This window comes from Streptomyces sp. QH1-20 (assembly GCF_041283565.1).
Lineage (GTDB): Bacteria > Actinomycetota > Actinomycetes > Streptomycetales > Streptomycetaceae > Streptomyces > Streptomyces syringius.
Map to the genome: position 1 here is coordinate 141,824 of NZ_CP166299.1, position 15,237 is coordinate 157,060.

Here is a 15,237-nt window from a genome sequence, read left to right on the forward strand (position 1 = left end):
ATCACCTTTCGTCTCGTCTCGTCACATCCGTCAACATGCCGTGCGGGCCCCGATGCCGTTCTCCAGCGTGCGGATGACCCATGCGGAGGCGCCGTGGCGCGGCAACGTCCCCCCGCTGACCGCCATACAGCCCGCGGAGACGTGGGCCCACAGCACATGCTCCATCCAGTCGCCGCTCACCTCCGCGTACAGCAGCCCCTCGGCCTGCCCCCGCCTGATCAGCCGCCCGATCTCCTCGCCCGCCGGATCGGGGCCGCCCCGCGCGGCCACACACTGGGTGATCCGCGCATCGCCGTACAGGAACAACACGTAATCGCCCACGTCGAGCATCGCGACCACCAGCCGACGCAACGCCTGCAAGGGCGGGCCCTGATCGATACGAGCCTCCTTCAACGACTCGTCGAGCCGCTGAAGGGAGTGCTCGACGACCGCCGAAACGAGCACCTCCCGGTCCGGGTAGTACCGCTGGAGGGTGCTGCGCCCGACGTCCGCCGCTGCCGCGATCTCCGCCAACGTGGCATGAGGCCGACGGGACAGGACGGACGCCGCAGCGCCGAGGATCGCCTGCCGCGTACGGCCGCGGACCCCCGACTCATGTCTGCTGCTGACCATGACCCGACCGTAACGGTCAGCTCCCCGCACATGGCAAGGAGCGCCTCTTTATGGGGCGTTGGTGACCCATTTTTGTGCCGTCCGCTGCCCTGCTTCAGTCCGGCTTCGGGGACGAAGGTGGAACCGTAGTGGGGCGCTGAGATCGGTTGGGGGCGCTCAGAGTCAGCCGTGGCGTCGCCCATAGCTGTGTATGTAACCGACATGTATGAGCCAGCGGTTGGGCGGAACCCTTCACCGGGTCAGGTTCATCCTGGTGATCAGAAGCGTTCGCTCGTACCAACTCGAACCGAGCGGTCGGCACCCCCCAACCCCAACCGATATTGAGGCAGAAGCAATGCGCGCTCACAAGCTCACCTTATCCGCCCTGGCCATGGCCGCAGGCCTTTCGCTCACGGCCTGCCAGAACGACGACGGCGGCACGGGTCAGAGCAGCCCGTCGTCCGCCTCCTCCGCGTCTCCTTCGGGCGGCGGTTCGGGCTCGGGCGGTTCGGATCAGGGCGGCGGAAAGGGCTCCGCCGGTCAGGACCCCCTGGGCAGAGCTCCGCCGGAGAGAGCTCCGCCGGGCAGGGCACGGCCGCCGGGGCCGGCTCCAAAGAGAGCGTCAAGGTTGCCAAGTGCCGCACCCGGGCGCCGCCACGTTGCCCGTCACGGACGGCTCCGGCTCCCCGGTGAAGGTCGGCCCGATCGAAAGCGCCGGTCAGGGGCAGCTGATCAACACGCCCTTGACGGATGGCCTCCAAGACGTGTCCGACGCTTCCGACGCTTCGCGTGACCGAGCCGCGAGCGGCCGACGGCCGCTGGACGACGCCCCCTACCGGGCGGACCGGTCGTTTCACCGGCTCCGCCGCCGGCGTTCGCATCGATGTCCTGAGCTCCGGTCGGCACAGCGAAATCGTCCGCGTCACCCAGGCATGATCCCCTGAACACCGGTCACGCCCAGGGCCCCTTGGGTCCTGGGCGTGAGGCGGGCCCCGGGCGCTCAGGGTTCCTCGGGGAAGTGGCAGGCCACCTCCCGCGCCTCCCCCGGCACCGCGATCCGCAAGAGCGGGGCCTCGCTCCGGCAGATTTCCCGCGCCTTGGGGCAGCGGGGATGAAAGGTGCAGCCGGGCGGGGGTGCGGCCGGGCTCGGCGGGTCGCCGAGGAGGGTGATCCGCTCCCGCGCGCGTTCGGCGGCCGGGTCGGGCAGTGGGACGGCGGAGAGCAGGGCCCGCGTGTAGGGATGGGCCGGCGCCGCGTACACCCGTTCCTTGTCGCCGATTTCGACGATCCGCCCCAGGTACATCACGGCCACCCGGTCGCAGACGCGCTTCACCACCGACAAGTCGTGGGCGATGAAGAGGTAGGCGAGCCCGAGCTCCCGCTGCAGCCGTTCCATCAGGTTGACGATCTGGGCCTGTACGGAGACGTCGAGGGCCGAGACCGGCTCGTCGGCGACGATCAGGCGGGGGCCGGTGGCGAGGGAGCGGGCGATGCCGATGCGCTGCGCCTGCCCGCCGGAGAACTCGTGCGGGTAGCGGTCGATGTGCTCGGGGATGAGGCCCACGAGTGCCATCAGCTCCGCCGCCCGTTCGCGTGCCTCCGTGGCCGGACGTCCCTGTACCAGCAGCGGGTCGGCGATGATCCGGGCCACGGTCTGGCGCGGGTTGAGGGAGGAGTGCGGGTCCTGGAAAACCATCTGCAGGTCCCGGCGGAGCGGTTTGAGTTCGCGCTGCCGCAGCCGGCTGATGTCGCGGCCGTCGTAGGTGATCGACCCGGCGGTCGGTTCCAGGAGCCGCACGATCATGCGGCCGGTGGTGGACTTTCCGCAGCCGGACTCGCCGACGAGCCCCAGGGTCTCGCCCGCCGCCACGTCGAAGGAGACGCCGTCGACGGCCCGTACGGGAGCCGAACGGCCCCGCTTGCCGGGGAAGGTCATGGTCACGTCCCGGACGGAGAGCAGGGGTTCGGCGGGCGCGGTCATCGGGTGCCTCCGCACGGGTGGGCAGTGGTGTGCAGGGACAGGTGGCAGGCGACCAGGTGGCCGTGGGAGGGGCTGAGCTCGGGCCTGGTCTCCGTGCAGCGGGCGCGGTCGGCCGGCGGGGCGGCCGCCGCGCGCGGACAGCGCGGCGCGAAGGCACACCCGGGGGTGGGCGTGAGCAGGGAGGGCGGGCTGCCCGGAATGGCTCGCAGCGGCTGGTCGTCGCCGTCGTCGAGGCGGGGCAGGGAGTCGAGCAGGCCACGGGTGTAGGGGTGGGCCGGTTCGGCGAACAGGGCGTCCACCGGGGCCTGTTCGGCTGCCCGGCCGCCGTACATCACCAGCACGTCCTGGGCGACGCGGGCGACGACGCCCAGATCGTGCGTGATCATGACGACGGCGAGTCCGCGCTCCTCCTGCAGGCGGGCGATCAGCTCCAGGATCTGGGCCTGGACGGTGACGTCGAGGGCGGTGGTCGGCTCGTCGGCGATGAGCAGCTCGGGTTCACAGGCGAGCGCCATGGCGATCATGACGCGTTGGCGCATGCCGCCGGAGAACTGGTGCGGGTACTCCCCCGCCCGGCGCGCGGGCTCCGGGATGCCGACCTCGCCGAGCATCTCGACGGCCCGTCTGCGGGCCGCCGCGCGGCGGGAGCCGAAGTGGACCCGGTGGTGTTCGGCGATCTGCTCGCCGACCGTGTAGTAGGGGTGGAGGCTGGAGAGCGGGTCCTGGAAGATCATCGCCATCCGGCGGCCGCGCAGTCGGCGCAGCTCGCGTTCGGGGAGGCCGACGAGTTCCCGGCCGTCGAGAGTGATGGAGCCGGTGACCTCGGCGTCGGTGTGCAGGCCCATGACCGCCATGGAGGTGACGGACTTGCCGGAGCCGGATTCGCCGACGATGCCCAGGGTCCGGCCGCGGTGCACCGTCAGGGCGAGGGAGTCCACGACGCGTGCGGGGCCGTGCTTCGTGGGGAAGGTGACGGTGAGGTCCCGCACGTGGAGCAGGGGTGGCTGTTCGGCGGTCATCAGTACCTCACTCGCGGGTCGACGACGGCGTAGAGCAGGTCGACGGCCAGGTTGGCGACGACGATGAAGGTGGCGGCCAGCAGAGTGACGCCGAGGATGACGGGCTGGTCGCCGGTGGACAGCGCGCCGTAGAAGAGCCGTCCGATGCCCGGGAGCCCGAAGATGGACTCGGTGATGACCGCACCGGCGAGCAGGCCGCCGAGGTCCATGCCGAAGAGGGTGAGGATCGGGGTCATGCCCGCCCGCAGGCCGTGTTTGACGACGACGGTGCGGCGCGGCAGGCCCTTGGCGCGGGCGGTGCGGATGTAGGGCTCCGCCATGGTCTCGATCATCGAGTTGCGGCTCTGGCGCGCGTACATCGCGGCGTACAGCACGGCCAGCGCCAGCCAGGGCAGGAGCAGGTTCGACGCCCAGTCCAGCGGGTCGTGGCCGAAGGGGACGTAACTCGGGTAGGGCAGCAGTCCGGCCACCCGGATGAGGCCGTAGATGAGCATCATCGAGGTGAAGTAGACCGGCAGGGAGGCGGCGGCGACGGCGCCGACCATCAGGGCGCGGTCGGTGAGGGAGTCCTTGTGCAGCGCCGCGGTGACCCCGGCCGTGAGGCCGAGCAGCAGCCAGAGCACGGCCGCCCCCAGGGCGAGGGACGCCGAGACCGGCAGGCGGTCCATGAGCAGGTCCCAGACAGCCTGGGAGTTCTCGTACGAGTAGCCGAGGCAGGGGAAGTCGCAGTGCAGGGCGTACTGGCCGCTGCCCACGGTCCGGCCGGTGAAGATGCCGGTGACGAAGTCCGCGAACTGCCGCCACAGCGGCTGGTCGAGGCCCATGTGGGCGCGGATCGCGGTCAGTCGTTCCGCGCTGCACGACTTGCCGCAGGCGGCGGCCGCGGGGTCGGAGGGCAGCACGTAGAAGATGGTGAAGGTGACGGCGGCGATGGCGATGAGCACCCCGATGACGGCGAGGAGCCGGCGGCCGATGTAGAGGATCATGCGCGGCCGCTCCTGGGGTCGAGGACGTCGCGCAGCGCGTCGCCGAGCAGGGTGAAGGCGAGCACGGTCAGGAACAGGCAGGTGCTCGGGATGACGAAGTACATGGGGTCGGTGTCGTAGAAGGCGACGCTCTCGGCGATCATCTGCCCCCAGGAGGGGGTGGGCGGCCGGACGCCGACGCCCAGGTAGCTCAGGGCCGCCTCGGTGGCGATCATGCCGGGGATGATGAGGGTGGTGTAGGCGATGACGGGCCCGAGGACGCCGGGGAGGATGTCGCGGGTGAGGATGCGCCAGGGCCCCGAGCCGCTGACGCGGGCGGCGTCGACGTACTCGCGGTGCTTGAGGGAGAGGGTCTGGCCGCGGACGACACGGGCGATGCCGGGCCAGCCGAACAGCCCGATGACGGCGGTCATCAGCACGATCCGGTTGACGTCCTTCGCCACCGACATCGTCGCGATCATGAAGATGAGGGAAGGGAAGGACATGGTGAGGTCCATCAGCCGGGAGAGGACGGTGTCGGTGCGGCCGCCGAAGTAGCCCGCCGCGATGCCGGCCGCCGTACCGGCGACGACGACGATCGCCGTGGCGGTCAGGGCGATCAGGAGCGATACCTGGGCTCCGTGGACGACCCGGGCGAAGAGGTCGCGGCCGGTGACGGGTTCCACGCCGAGCCAGTGGTCGGCGGAGATGCCGCCGAGCGGGCCGAGGGGCTGGCCGCCGAGATAGGGGTCGACGGCGCTCTTGTCGAACTCCTCGGGTGTCCAGCCGGCGAGGGAGCTCAGCAGCGGGGCGCCCGCGGCCATGAGCAGGAAGAGCGCGACGACGAGGAGCGAGATCCGTACGGAGGGGCGACGGCCCAGTTCGGCGCGGGCGAGCCGCCAGGGGCCGCTGCCCGAGGGGACGTCGGCGGCGGGGGGTGTGGTGGTGGTCATGGGGGTACCGGTCCTCAGCCCTGGCTCTTGGCGGGGTCCTTGAGGCCGACCGTGGCGTAGTCGATCTGGCCGCCGAAGGACGTGTGCCCGTAGGCGCCGGCGATGTTGGTGCCGAGGACGAGCGGCCACCGCCGGATCAGCACCGGCACGGTCGGGGCCTTGGCGAGGATCTCGCCGTCCAGCCGCTGCCAGGCCCGGCCGGCCTCCGTGGCGTCCGTCAGGGCCGCGATGCGGTCCATCTGCTTCATGGTCGCGTCGTCGCGGAAGAGCGAGTGGTTGCCGGAGTTGCCCTTCTCCTTGATGAAGCGGGCGTCGAAGACGAAGGGCAGGAAGGTGGAGCCGGAGGGGTAGTCGGGGCACCAGCCGGTGTACACCATGTCGGTGCGGTTCTTGGTGTCGCCGATGGTGGCGTAGAACGCGGACGGGTCGACCGTCTCGATGGTGACCTTGATGCCGGCCCGGGCCAGGGACTGCTGGATGGCCTCCGCCCGGCCCTTGTCACCCGACGAGACCGTGATCTTGGTGGAGAGGCCGTCCGGCTTTCCGGCCTCCTTCAGCAGTTGTTTCGCCTTCGCCGTGTCGCCCGTGGCGGGGATCTTCAGGGTGTCGGGCTGTTTGCCGCCGAAGAGCGCGGCCGGCATGTACGCGGTCGACAGGTCGTTGAAGGCGGGGCCGCCGGAGGAGGTCAGGACGGCGCCCCGGTCGAGGGCGTACTGCACCGCCTGACGTATCTTCACCTCGTTGAAGGGGGCGCGGCCGGTGTGCATCTGGACCATGTCGGTGCAGTTGGTGGATTCGGCCAGGAGCCGCTTTCTCACCTCGGCCCTGGGCAGCACCTTCGCGGCGCTCTCCGGCCGCAGGGCGCCCCAGGAGACGGCGGAGGCGTCGGCGCCCTGGCTCGCTATGAGCCGGTCGTCGATCTGGTTGGCCTTGAGCCCCATGACGACGACCAGCTTGTCCGGGTACGCCTTGCGCACCTCGTCGGTCTTCGGGTCCCACTTGTCGTTGCGTACCAGGACGAGCTTCTTGCCCCGGTCGTAGGACTCGATCTTGTAGGGCCCCGAGGAGAAGGGCCGGTTGTCGTAGCGCGGGCCCTTGTCCTGGCCCTGCGGTACGGGCGCGAAGGTCGGCATCACCGTGGCATTGGGGAACTCCGCGAAGGGCTTGTTCAGCTCGAAGACGATGGTGTGATCGTCCGGGGTCTTGATGGAGTCCAGGTGTTTGCCCTGGGCGGGGCCCTGGTAGCCCTCGGCGCCGGCGAGGTAGCGGGCCGCGTAGTCGGCGCCGCCGGGAAGATCCGGGGAGAAGGACCGTTCGACGTTGTATTTGACGTCCCGCGCGGTGACGGGTGAGCCGTCCTCGTACGTCACCCCCCGCTTGAGGTGGAACGTCCACGTCCTGGCTCCGTTGGACGGGGTGCCCAGGTCGGTGGCCAGATCGGGGACCAGTTGATTGCCCTGTGTCCCGGGGGCCGCCTTGTACGTCACCAGGGTCCGGTAGAGCAGCCGGGTCCCGAAGTCCATGTCGTTCATGACCCAGTTGCGGGCCGGGTCGAGGTGGGTGAAGTCCTGGTTGGACAGCACGGTGAGCGTGCCGCCCTTCTGCGGGGCACCGCCGATCACGGAGCCTTCGCCGGCGGGGTTCTTGCCGCCGTTCCTGCCGTCGCCTCCCGCCTGCTTCCCGCCGGAACATCCGGCCGCGGCGAGTGCGAGGGGGGCCGCCAGTAGGGCGGCGAGGACAGTACGGGTGCGCTTGTTCATCAGTGGTCACTCCGTGAACAGTCGAACAGTCGGGGAGACTGAAATGTGACCCGTAACATAGTAATGTGAAATTGCACTGACAAGGTGTCAGCCTCGCCGTTATCCACCTGTGTCCGAGGAGGAGTCCCCATGAACGAACCAGCGGTCACCGCACCCCGCACGGTAAGTCACGACCTGCCCGTTTCACCGGAGTTGGCGGCCTTCATGGCCGACGGATGGGCGGCGAGCCCGCTGCCCGGTGACATCCGGCTGCCCGTGGCGGACCTCACCGCCGTACGCCGGGAGAGGCTTTCCGCCCTCTTTCCGGGCGAGCGGCTGATCGTGCCCGCGGGAGAACTGAAGGTCCGCTCCAATGACTGCGATTACCGCTTCCGTCCGCACAGCGGCTATGCGTGGCTGACCGGCCTGACCGGCGAGGAGCAAGCCGGTCATGTGCTCGTCCTGGAACCGGACGGCCCGCACCGGCACGAGCCGGTGCTCTATGTGCGGCCGCGCTCCCCGCGTGACGGCGCGGAGTTCTACCGCGACCGGCGCTACGGCGAGTTCTGGGTCGGCCCGCGCCCCGACCTCGCCGAGGCGGAGCGCATGACCGGCATCCGCTGCGCCCACCAGGACACCTACGCCCAACTGCCGCCCGGGCGCGACGCCTCCCGCGATCCCGAGCTCGCCACCGCCCTGAGCGAGCTGCGGCTGATCAAGGACGCATGGGAGGTCGAACAGCTGCAACTGGCCGTGGACCACACCGCCGCCGGCTTCACGGACGTCGTGCGGGCGCTGCCCCGCGCGCTGGCCCACCCGCGCGGCGAGCGGTGGATCGAGGGCGTCTTCGCCCTGCGCGCCCGCACGGAGGGCAACGGCACCGGCTACGAGACCATCGCCGCCTCGGGCGCACACGCGTGCGTGCTGCACTGGATACGCAACGACGGGCGGCTGGACCCGAGCGAACTGCTGCTCCTGGACGCCGGCGTGGAGACCGACACCCTCTACACCGCCGACATCACCCGCACCCTGCCGCTGTCCGGGCGCTTCTCACCCGTGCAGCGCCAGGTCTACGAGCTCGTCCTCGCCGCCCAGGAGGCGGGCATCGCCGCGCTCAAGCCGGGGGCGAGCTTCCGCGACTTCCACCGGGCCGGCATGCGGGTGATCGCGGAGGGTCTCGCCGAGTGGGGCGTGCTGCGCAGCGCCGCAGGCGACCTCCACCGCCGCTACACCCTGTGCAGCAGCGGGCACATGCTCGGTCTCGACGTCCACGACTGCGCCCAGGCGAGAGCGGACACCTACCTCGACGGCGTCCTGGAGGAGGGGCAGGTGCTCACCGTCGAACCCGGGCTCTACCTTCAGAGCGACGACGAGACGCTGCCGGCCGCGCTGCGCGGGATCGGGGTGCGCATCGAGGACGATCTGGTGATCACCCCCGACGGGGCGCGGCTGATGTCCGGGGCGCTGCCCCGGACCCCGGACGCGATCGAGTCGTGGATGGGCGAACTGTTGGAAGGCTGAGAAGAGTTATCCGAGGACGACCCTTGGCAGCGGTAGTGCAATGTGAAATATTACTGCCGTGCCCACCAGAAACTCCTCGGACGTCATCGTCGTCGGAGCGGGCGTGGTCGGCGCCGCCTGCGCCTACTACGCCGCCCGCTCCGGCCTCTCCGTCACCGTGATCGACCGTGGTCCCGTCGCGGGCGGGACCACGGGGGCCGGTGAAGGCAACCTGCTGGTCTCCGACAAGGCGCCCGGCCCCGAACTCGAGCTGGCCCTGCTCTCCACACGCTTGTGGCGGGAGCTGTCCGAAGAGCTGCCGGTGCGCATCGAGTTCGAGGCGAAGGGCGGCCTGGTCGTCGCCTCCGACGCCCCGGCGACGGCCGCGTTGCGGGACTTCGCCGCGGCGCAGTCGAAGGCGGGCGTCCAGGCGGACGAGGTCCCGGCCGCCCTGCTGCGCGAGCTGGAACCACACCTCTCCCCCGCCCTCGCGGGCGGCTTCCACTACCCCCAGGACGCCCAGGTCCAGCCCGCCCTCGCCGCCGCCCACCTGCTGCGCGCCTCGGGCGCCCGCGTCCGTACCGGCGAGGAGGTCACCGCGATCCTCACCGGCCCGGGCGGTGAGGTGCGGGGCGTCCGGACGCCGGCCGGTGACGTGCACGCGCCGTACGTGGTGAACGCGGCCGGCACGTGGGGCGGCGAACTGGCCCGGCTCGCCGACTCGTTCCTGCCCGTCCTGCCGCGCCGGGGCTTCGTACTCGTCACCGAACCGCTGCCGCGCGTCGTGCGGCACAAGGTGTACGCGGCGGACTACGTCGCCGATGTGGCGAGCGGATCGGCGGCCCTGCAGACCTCGGCCGTGGTCGAGGGCACCCCGGCGGGACCGGTCCTGATCGGCGCCAGCCGTGAACGGGTCGGCTTCGACCGCAGCCTGTCGGTGGAGGTGCTCCGACGCCTCGCCGAGGGGGCCACCGCCCTGTTCCCGGTGCTGGCGAAGGCGCGGGCGATACGGACCTACGCGGGGTTCCGTCCGTACCTGCCCGACCATCTGCCCGCGATCGGAGCCGACCCCGGCGTGCCCGGGCTGCTGCACGCCTGCGGCCACGAAGGCGCGGGGATCGGCCTGGCCCCCGCCACCGGCCTGATCGTCGCCCGGCTGATGACGGGCGAGCGACCGCCGATGGACATACGACCGTTCCTTCCGGGCCGGTTCGCGTCCGCCGCCTGACCCCCTGTTCCCTTCTGTTCCCGTCCCGTCCCGAGAGGAGGCCCGCAGTGGCCCGTACCCCCGCCGGTCTGGTCAGGGCGGAGCCCGGTCCGCCGTTCGAGATCACCTTCGACGGCCGTACGCTCACCGCCCTGCCCGGTCAGTCCATCGCCGCCGCGCTGTGGGGGGCCGGCATCCTCGCCTGGCGCACCACGCGCGAAGGCAACCGCCCGCGCGGGGCGTTCTGCGGCATCGGACAGTGCTACGACTGCCTCGCCACCGTCAACGGGGAACCCAACCGAAGGGCCTGCCTGGTGCCCGCCCGGCCCGGCGACGCGATCACCACCCAGGAAGGACACGGCCATGCCGAGCTCAGCGTCTGAGCCGTACGACCTCGCGGTGATCGGTGCGGGGGCGGCCGGTCTCGCGGGTGCCGGGGCCGCTGCCCGCCTCGGCCTGTCCGTCGCGCTCCTGGACTCCTCCGGGCAACCCGGCGGCCAGTACTTCCGCCACCCCGCCCCGGCCGCGGGCGCCCGGCGGCCACAGGCCCTGCACCACGACTGGTCCGCCTTCACCCGACTGCGCCGTGGCCTGGAGACCGACGGCATCGACCACCTCACGTTCCACCACGTCTGGAGCGTGACGTGGGAGAGCGACGGCCTGTGGAGCGCGCACGCCCTGACCGGAGCCGACGGCGACGGCGACCGCCCGGTCCGCGTGCGGGCCCGCGCGGTCCTGCTCGCGACCGGTGCCGTTGAGCGGCAGCTGCCCTTTCCCGGCTGGACACTGCCCGGCGTCGTGGGTGCCGGAGGCGCCCAGGCGATGCTCAAGTCGGGGCTCGTCCTGCCCGGCGCACGGATCGTCGTCGCGGGCAGCGGACCGCTGCTGCTCGCCGTCGCCTCCTCGCTCGCGGGGGCGGGCGCGGACGTCCCCGTCGTCGTCGAGGCCTCCGGCTATCTCGGCTACGCCCGGCATCCGCGGGCCCTGGCCACCAACCCGCACAAGCTCCTCGAAGCCGCCGTGCACGGCTCGGCACTGCTGCGTCACCGGGTCGCCCTGCGGACCCGCAGCGCGGTCACCGAGGTGCACGGCACCGACCGGGTGGAAGCCGTCACGGTCTCCCGCCTCGACCGCCACTGGCGGCCGGTGCCGGGGACGGGCCGCCGGATCGCCTGCGACGCGCTGGCCGTGGGGCACGGGCTGATACCCCAGACCGAGCTCGTCACCGGGCTCGGCTGCGCGATGCGCCGCACACCGGACGGAACGTACGCCCTCGCCCTGGACGATCTCCAGGAGACCTCGGTCGCGGGCCTGTGGGCCGCCGGGGAGACCGGTGGGATCGGTGGCTGGCAACTGGCCCGCACCGAAGGTGAGTTGGCGGGCATCGCCGTGGCCGCCCGACTGCGCGGCGAGCCGGAGCTCACCGGCAGCGGCCGTGTGCGGAAGCTGCGCCGCCGCCGCGTCCGCATGCGCGCCTTCGCCGACGCCATGGCCGCCGCCCACTCCCCCGCAGCCGGCTGGAGCGACTGGCTCACCGACGACACGGACGTCTGCCGATGCGAAGAGGTGACCGCGGGAAGGATCCACGAAGCGGTCACCTGCTTCGGTGCCCACGACGCGCGCACCGTCAAGCTCCTCACCCGCGCGGGCATGGGCTGGTGCCAGGGCAGGATGTGCGCGACGGCCGTGGCCTGCCTCGCCGCCGGGGGTACGGCGCAGGGGACCGTACCGCCGTCGGCCGAGCGCAGGCCGCTCGCCGTGCCCGTTCCCCTCGGGGTGCTGGCCGCGCTCGACGACCCGCCGTCCACCGAAGAGGGCACCGGCTGACCCTTGCCACACCGTTTTCGACTGCCTCCGCGTGACATGAAACGTCTCCCATCAGAAGGGTTACCGGCATGACCGCCACCTCCTGGAACACCGACCGCCCCTGGCGCGGCATCATGGTCGCCACCGCGCTCCCGCTGCGCGAGGATCTCTCCGTCGATTACGACGCCTACGCCGATCACGTCCGGTGGCTCCTGGACAGCGGCTGCGACGGCGTCGTCCCCAACGGTTCCCTCGGCGAGTACCAGACCCTCACCGCCGAGGAGCGGGCCCGCGTGGTCCGCACCGCGGTCGAGGCGGCGGGCGACGGCGCCCGGGTGATGCCCGGCGTCGCCGCCTACGGCAGCGCCGAGGCGCGCCGCTGGGCCGACCAGGCCGCCGAAGCTGGCTGCGGTTCCGTCCTGCTGCTGCCGCCGAACGCCTACCGCGCCGACGAGCACGCCGTACGCGCGCACTACGCCGAGGTCGCGGCGGCAGGGGTACCGGTCGTGGCGTACAACAACCCCATCGACACCAAGACCGACCTGACCCCCGCCCTCCTCGCCGGGCTGCACCGGGAGGGCAGCATCGTGGCGGTCAAGGAGTTCAGCGGCGACGTGCGGCGTGCCTACGAGATATCCGAACTCGCCCCGGAACTCGACCTGCTCATCGGCGCGGACGACGTCCTGCTCGAGCTCGCCACCGCCGGGGCCGTCGGCTGGATCGCCGGCTACCCCAACGCCTTCCCCACCACCTGCGCCGAGCTCTACCACGCCGCCGTCGCCGGAGACCTGGAGACGGCGCTGCCGCTCTACAGGTCGCTGCACCCGCTGCTGCGCTGGGACTCCAAGACCGAGTTCGTGCAGTCCATCAAGCTCTCGATGGACATCGTCGGCCGCCACGGCGGGCCCACCCGGCCCCCGCGCTTCCCGCTCAGCGGGGAGACCGAGGCGCAGGTCCGCGCCGCCACCGAGAAGGCCGTCGCCGACGGTCACCGCTGACGACCGACCCGCCGCCGACCGCCGAAAGGCCCCCTGCCGAAAGGACGCTCGTGCGTACCCGTCATGTCTTCCATGCCGTCGACTCGCACACCGAGGGCATGCCCACCCGCGTCATCACCGGCGGCGTCGGGGTGATACCCGGCACCACCATGGCCGAGCGCCGGATCCACTTCATCGAGCACCTGGACCACCTCCGTACCCTCCTGATGTACGAACCCCGTGGTCACGCCGCCATGAGCGGCGCGATCCTCCAGCCGGCCACGCGACCCGATGCCGACTACGGGGTGCTCTTCATCGAGGTGTCCGGGCTGCTGCCGATGTGCGGACACGGCACCATCGGAGTCGCCACCGTGCTCGTCGAGACCGGGATGGTGCCGGTCACCGAGCCCGTCACCACCGTACGGCTGGACGCGCCGGCCGGACTGATCACGGTCGAGGTGCGGGTCGAGGACGGCGCGGCGAAGTCCGCCACGCTCACCAACGTGCCCGCCTTCTGCGTCGGTCTGGACCGGAAGGTGGCCGTACCCGGCTACGGGACGGTGACGTACGACCTCGCCTTCGGGGGCAACTTCTACGCCTTCGTCGAGCTCGAGGCGCTGGGCCTGCCCTTCGACCGGGACCGCAAGGACGAACTCCTCGCCGCCGGGCTCGCCGTCATGGACGCCGTCAACGCCTCCCCGGACCGGCCCGTCCACCCCGAGCGCCCGGAGATCAACGGTCTCAAGCACGTCTACCTCGCCGCGCCCGGCTCCGACGCGTACCGCTCGCGGCACGCCATGGCCATTCACCCGGGCTGGTTCGACCGTTCTCCCTGCGGCACCGGAACGTCGGCCCGGATGGCCCAGCTGCACGCCCGCGGGGCTCTGCCGCTCGACCGTGACTTCGTCAACGAATCCTTCATCGGTACGGAGTTCACCGGTCGCCTGGTGGCACAGACGGAGGTCGGCGGGCTGCCCGCGGTCGTACCGACCATCACCGGCCGCGCCTGGATCACCGGCACGGCCCAGTACTTCCTCGACCCGGACGACCCCTTCCCCGGAGGCTTCCTCCTATGACCGCCCAGCAGACACCGGACGACATGACCTCCTTCGTCTCCCGCAATCCGGCCGCCCCCTCGGACATCGTCGCCGAGTTCACCGCGCCCGGCGCCTTCGCCACCGCCGATGCCACGGACCGGGCGCGTGCCGCCCAGGCCGGCTGGCTGCACGGCGGGGCCGCAGCGCGCTCCTCGGCCCTCTCGGCGATCGCCGGGGCGGTCGAGGCCGCCGCCGAGGAGCTGGCCGACCTCGCCGTGCGGGAGGTGGGCAAGCCGATCGCCGAGGCACGGGCCGAGGTGGCCCGCACCGTCGCGATCTGGCGGTACTACGCCCAAGCCCCCTACGAGCCCACCGGCGCCGTCCACGAGACGGCCACCGGCCCCGGGCTCCTGCTGACCCGCCGACGGCCGCACGGCGTGGCGGGCCTGATCACCCCCTGGAACTTCCCCTTCGCCATTCCCAGCTGGAAGGCCGCGCCCGCTCTGGCGGCAGGCAACACCGTCGTCCTCAAGCCCGCGCCCGAGGCCACGGCCTGCGCCCTCCGCCTCGCCGAGATCGCTCGACAGGCCCTGCCGGGCGGGGTGTTCACGGTCGTGCCCGGCGGTCCGACCGAGGGTGGCGCCCTGCTGTCCACCGCCGACGTCGTCTCGTTCACCGGTTCGACGGCCGTAGGCACCGCGGTGGTCCGTGCGGCCACCGCCCGGGGCATCCCGGTCCAGGCCGAGATGGGCGGGCTCAACGCGGCGATCGTGCTGCCCGACGCCGACATCGAGCGGGCCGCGGCCCATATCGCCTCGGCCATCGCCGGCTACGCGGGGCAGAAGTGCACCGCCACCAGCCGGGTGATCGCCGTCGGCGCGGCCCTGGAACCGCTGCGCGAGGCGCTGGCCGAGGCGGTGCGTACGCTCCCCGTCGGCGACCCGGCCGATGCGGCCACGGTGTGCGGACCGCTCATCTCGGCGTGGGCGCGCGACCGGGTCAGTGCGGCCCGGGGCGATGTCTCCGTCCTCGCCACGGGCGCCACCTGCGACGGGCCCGGTTGGTACGCCGCCCCGACGCTGGTGGAGAAGGTGCCGCAGGGCCACCGGCTGCTCGGCGAGGAGGTCTTCGGGCCGATCGCGGCCCTGCTGCCGGCGGACGATCTGGCGGACGCCGTCCGGATCAGCAACTCCGTCCCGTACGGCCTGGTCACCTCCGTGCACACCGCCGACCTCGGTACGGCTCTGCACGGTCTCGACCGGCTCGACACGGGTATGGTCCGCGTCAACGCCCCGTCCACCGGCGTCGACTTCCATCTGCCCTTCGGCGGCGCCAAGGCCTCGGGGCACGGACAGCGTGAACAGGGGCACGCCGCAATGGAGTTCTACACATCGAGCCGGACTTACACCCTGGCACCCTGATCGCAATGTGACATTGTACGCTGGTGGTCCAGTCCATCGGG

13 protein-coding genes are annotated in these 15,237 nt (G+C 71.8%); 7 read left to right on the forward strand and 6 right to left on the reverse strand.

The features are described from left to right. Positions 1 to 30: 30 nt before the first annotated feature. The 6 genes from AB8O64_RS00695 to AB8O64_RS00720 all read right to left on the reverse strand — a co-directional run bounded on the left by AB8O64_RS00695 (position 31) and on the right by AB8O64_RS00720 (position 7,269). Positions 31 to 612: a TetR/AcrR family transcriptional regulator gene (locus AB8O64_RS00695; RefSeq protein WP_370417169.1), complete on the reverse strand. Its 582-nt coding sequence runs from the start codon at positions 610 to 612 to the stop codon at positions 31 to 33. Positions 613 to 1,591: 979 nt separating this feature from the next. Further along, on the reverse strand, positions 1,592 to 2,572 hold the full coding sequence (locus AB8O64_RS00700) for an ABC transporter ATP-binding protein (RefSeq protein WP_370417170.1): 981 nt from the start codon (positions 2,570 to 2,572) through the stop codon (positions 1,592 to 1,594). Beyond that, entirely contained in the window at positions 2,569 to 3,591 is a 1,023-nt protein-coding gene (locus tag AB8O64_RS00705) for an ABC transporter ATP-binding protein (protein WP_370417171.1), read from the reverse strand. The genes AB8O64_RS00700 and AB8O64_RS00705 overlap by 4 nt, the downstream gene beginning before the upstream one ends. After that, positions 3,591 to 4,577 carry an ABC transporter permease gene (locus AB8O64_RS00710; RefSeq protein ID WP_370417172.1) on the reverse strand — a complete coding sequence of 329 codons (987 nt, stop codon included), beginning with the start codon at positions 4,575 to 4,577 and terminating at the stop codon, positions 3,591 to 3,593. The genes AB8O64_RS00705 and AB8O64_RS00710 overlap by 1 nt, the downstream gene beginning before the upstream one ends. Then, a complete protein-coding gene (locus AB8O64_RS00715; RefSeq protein ID WP_370417174.1) occupies positions 4,574 to 5,509 on the reverse strand; it encodes an ABC transporter permease in 936 nt (311 codons plus the stop codon). Before AB8O64_RS00715 ends, AB8O64_RS00710 begins: the two co-directional genes overlap by 4 nt. 14 nt (positions 5,510 to 5,523) lie before the next feature. After that, entirely contained in the window at positions 5,524 to 7,269 is a 1,746-nt protein-coding gene (locus tag AB8O64_RS00720) for an ABC transporter substrate-binding protein (protein ID WP_370417176.1), read from the reverse strand. 129 nt (positions 7,270 to 7,398) lie between these two features. Here AB8O64_RS00720 and AB8O64_RS00725 point away from each other — a divergent pair, with 129 nt between their 5' ends. The 7 genes from AB8O64_RS00725 to AB8O64_RS00755 all read left to right on the forward strand — a co-directional run bounded on the left by AB8O64_RS00725 (position 7,399) and on the right by AB8O64_RS00755 (position 15,196). Next, positions 7,399 to 8,769 carry an aminopeptidase P family protein gene (locus AB8O64_RS00725; protein WP_370417178.1) on the forward strand — a complete coding sequence of 457 codons (1,371 nt, stop codon included), beginning with the start codon at positions 7,399 to 7,401 and terminating at the stop codon, positions 8,767 to 8,769. A gap of 58 nt (positions 8,770 to 8,827) precedes the next feature. Continuing rightward, complete coding sequence (locus AB8O64_RS00730; protein WP_370417179.1) at positions 8,828 to 9,976, forward strand: NAD(P)/FAD-dependent oxidoreductase; 1,149 nt, start codon at positions 8,828 to 8,830, stop codon at positions 9,974 to 9,976. A 47-nt stretch (positions 9,977 to 10,023) separates the two neighbouring features. Continuing rightward, positions 10,024 to 10,338 carry a (2Fe-2S)-binding protein gene (locus tag AB8O64_RS00735; protein ID WP_370417181.1) on the forward strand — a complete coding sequence of 105 codons (315 nt, stop codon included), beginning with the start codon at positions 10,024 to 10,026 and terminating at the stop codon, positions 10,336 to 10,338. After that, positions 10,319 to 11,782 carry an NAD(P)/FAD-dependent oxidoreductase gene (locus tag AB8O64_RS00740; protein WP_370417183.1) on the forward strand — a complete coding sequence of 488 codons (1,464 nt, stop codon included), beginning with the start codon at positions 10,319 to 10,321 and terminating at the stop codon, positions 11,780 to 11,782. Before AB8O64_RS00735 ends, AB8O64_RS00740 begins: the two co-directional genes overlap by 20 nt. 68 nt (positions 11,783 to 11,850) lie before the next feature. Beyond that, entirely contained in the window at positions 11,851 to 12,759 is a 909-nt protein-coding gene (locus AB8O64_RS00745; RefSeq protein ID WP_370417185.1) for a dihydrodipicolinate synthase family protein, read from the forward strand. Positions 12,760 to 12,809: 50 nt separating this feature from the next. Next, positions 12,810 to 13,814, forward strand: a complete 1,005-nt coding sequence (locus AB8O64_RS00750; RefSeq protein ID WP_370417187.1) for a proline racemase family protein — start codon at positions 12,810 to 12,812, stop codon at positions 13,812 to 13,814. After that, entirely contained in the window at positions 13,811 to 15,196 is a 1,386-nt protein-coding gene (locus tag AB8O64_RS00755) for an aldehyde dehydrogenase (RefSeq protein ID WP_370417189.1), read from the forward strand. Before AB8O64_RS00750 ends, AB8O64_RS00755 begins: the two co-directional genes overlap by 4 nt. Positions 15,197 to 15,237 lie beyond the last annotated feature (41 nt).

What these genes read in the sequence shown, in the direction of transcription:
- AB8O64_RS00695 (WP_370417169.1), bottom strand. Translation starts at nt 612, where the DNA reads ATGGTCAGCAGCAGACATGAGTCGGGGGTCCGCGGCCGTACGCGGCAG.
- AB8O64_RS00700 (WP_370417170.1), bottom strand. Translation starts at nt 2,572, where the DNA reads ATGACCGCGCCCGCCGAACCCCTGCTCTCCGTCCGGGACGTGACCATG.
- AB8O64_RS00705 (WP_370417171.1), bottom strand. Translation starts at nt 3,591, where the DNA reads ATGACCGCCGAACAGCCACCCCTGCTCCACGTGCGGGACCTCACCGTC.
- AB8O64_RS00710 (WP_370417172.1), bottom strand. Translation starts at nt 4,577, where the DNA reads ATGATCCTCTACATCGGCCGCCGGCTCCTCGCCGTCATCGGGGTGCTC.
- AB8O64_RS00715 (WP_370417174.1), bottom strand. Translation starts at nt 5,509, where the DNA reads ATGACCACCACCACACCCCCCGCCGCCGACGTCCCCTCGGGCAGCGGC.
- AB8O64_RS00720 (WP_370417176.1), bottom strand. Translation starts at nt 7,269, where the DNA reads ATGAACAAGCGCACCCGTACTGTCCTCGCCGCCCTACTGGCGGCCCCC.
- AB8O64_RS00725 (WP_370417178.1), top strand. Translation starts at nt 7,399, where the DNA reads ATGAACGAACCAGCGGTCACCGCACCCCGCACGGTAAGTCACGACCTG.
- AB8O64_RS00740 (WP_370417183.1), top strand. Translation starts at nt 10,319, where the DNA reads ATGCCGAGCTCAGCGTCTGAGCCGTACGACCTCGCGGTGATCGGTGCG.
- AB8O64_RS00745 (WP_370417185.1), top strand. Translation starts at nt 11,851, where the DNA reads ATGACCGCCACCTCCTGGAACACCGACCGCCCCTGGCGCGGCATCATG.
- AB8O64_RS00755 (WP_370417189.1), top strand. Translation starts at nt 13,811, where the DNA reads ATGACCGCCCAGCAGACACCGGACGACATGACCTCCTTCGTCTCCCGC.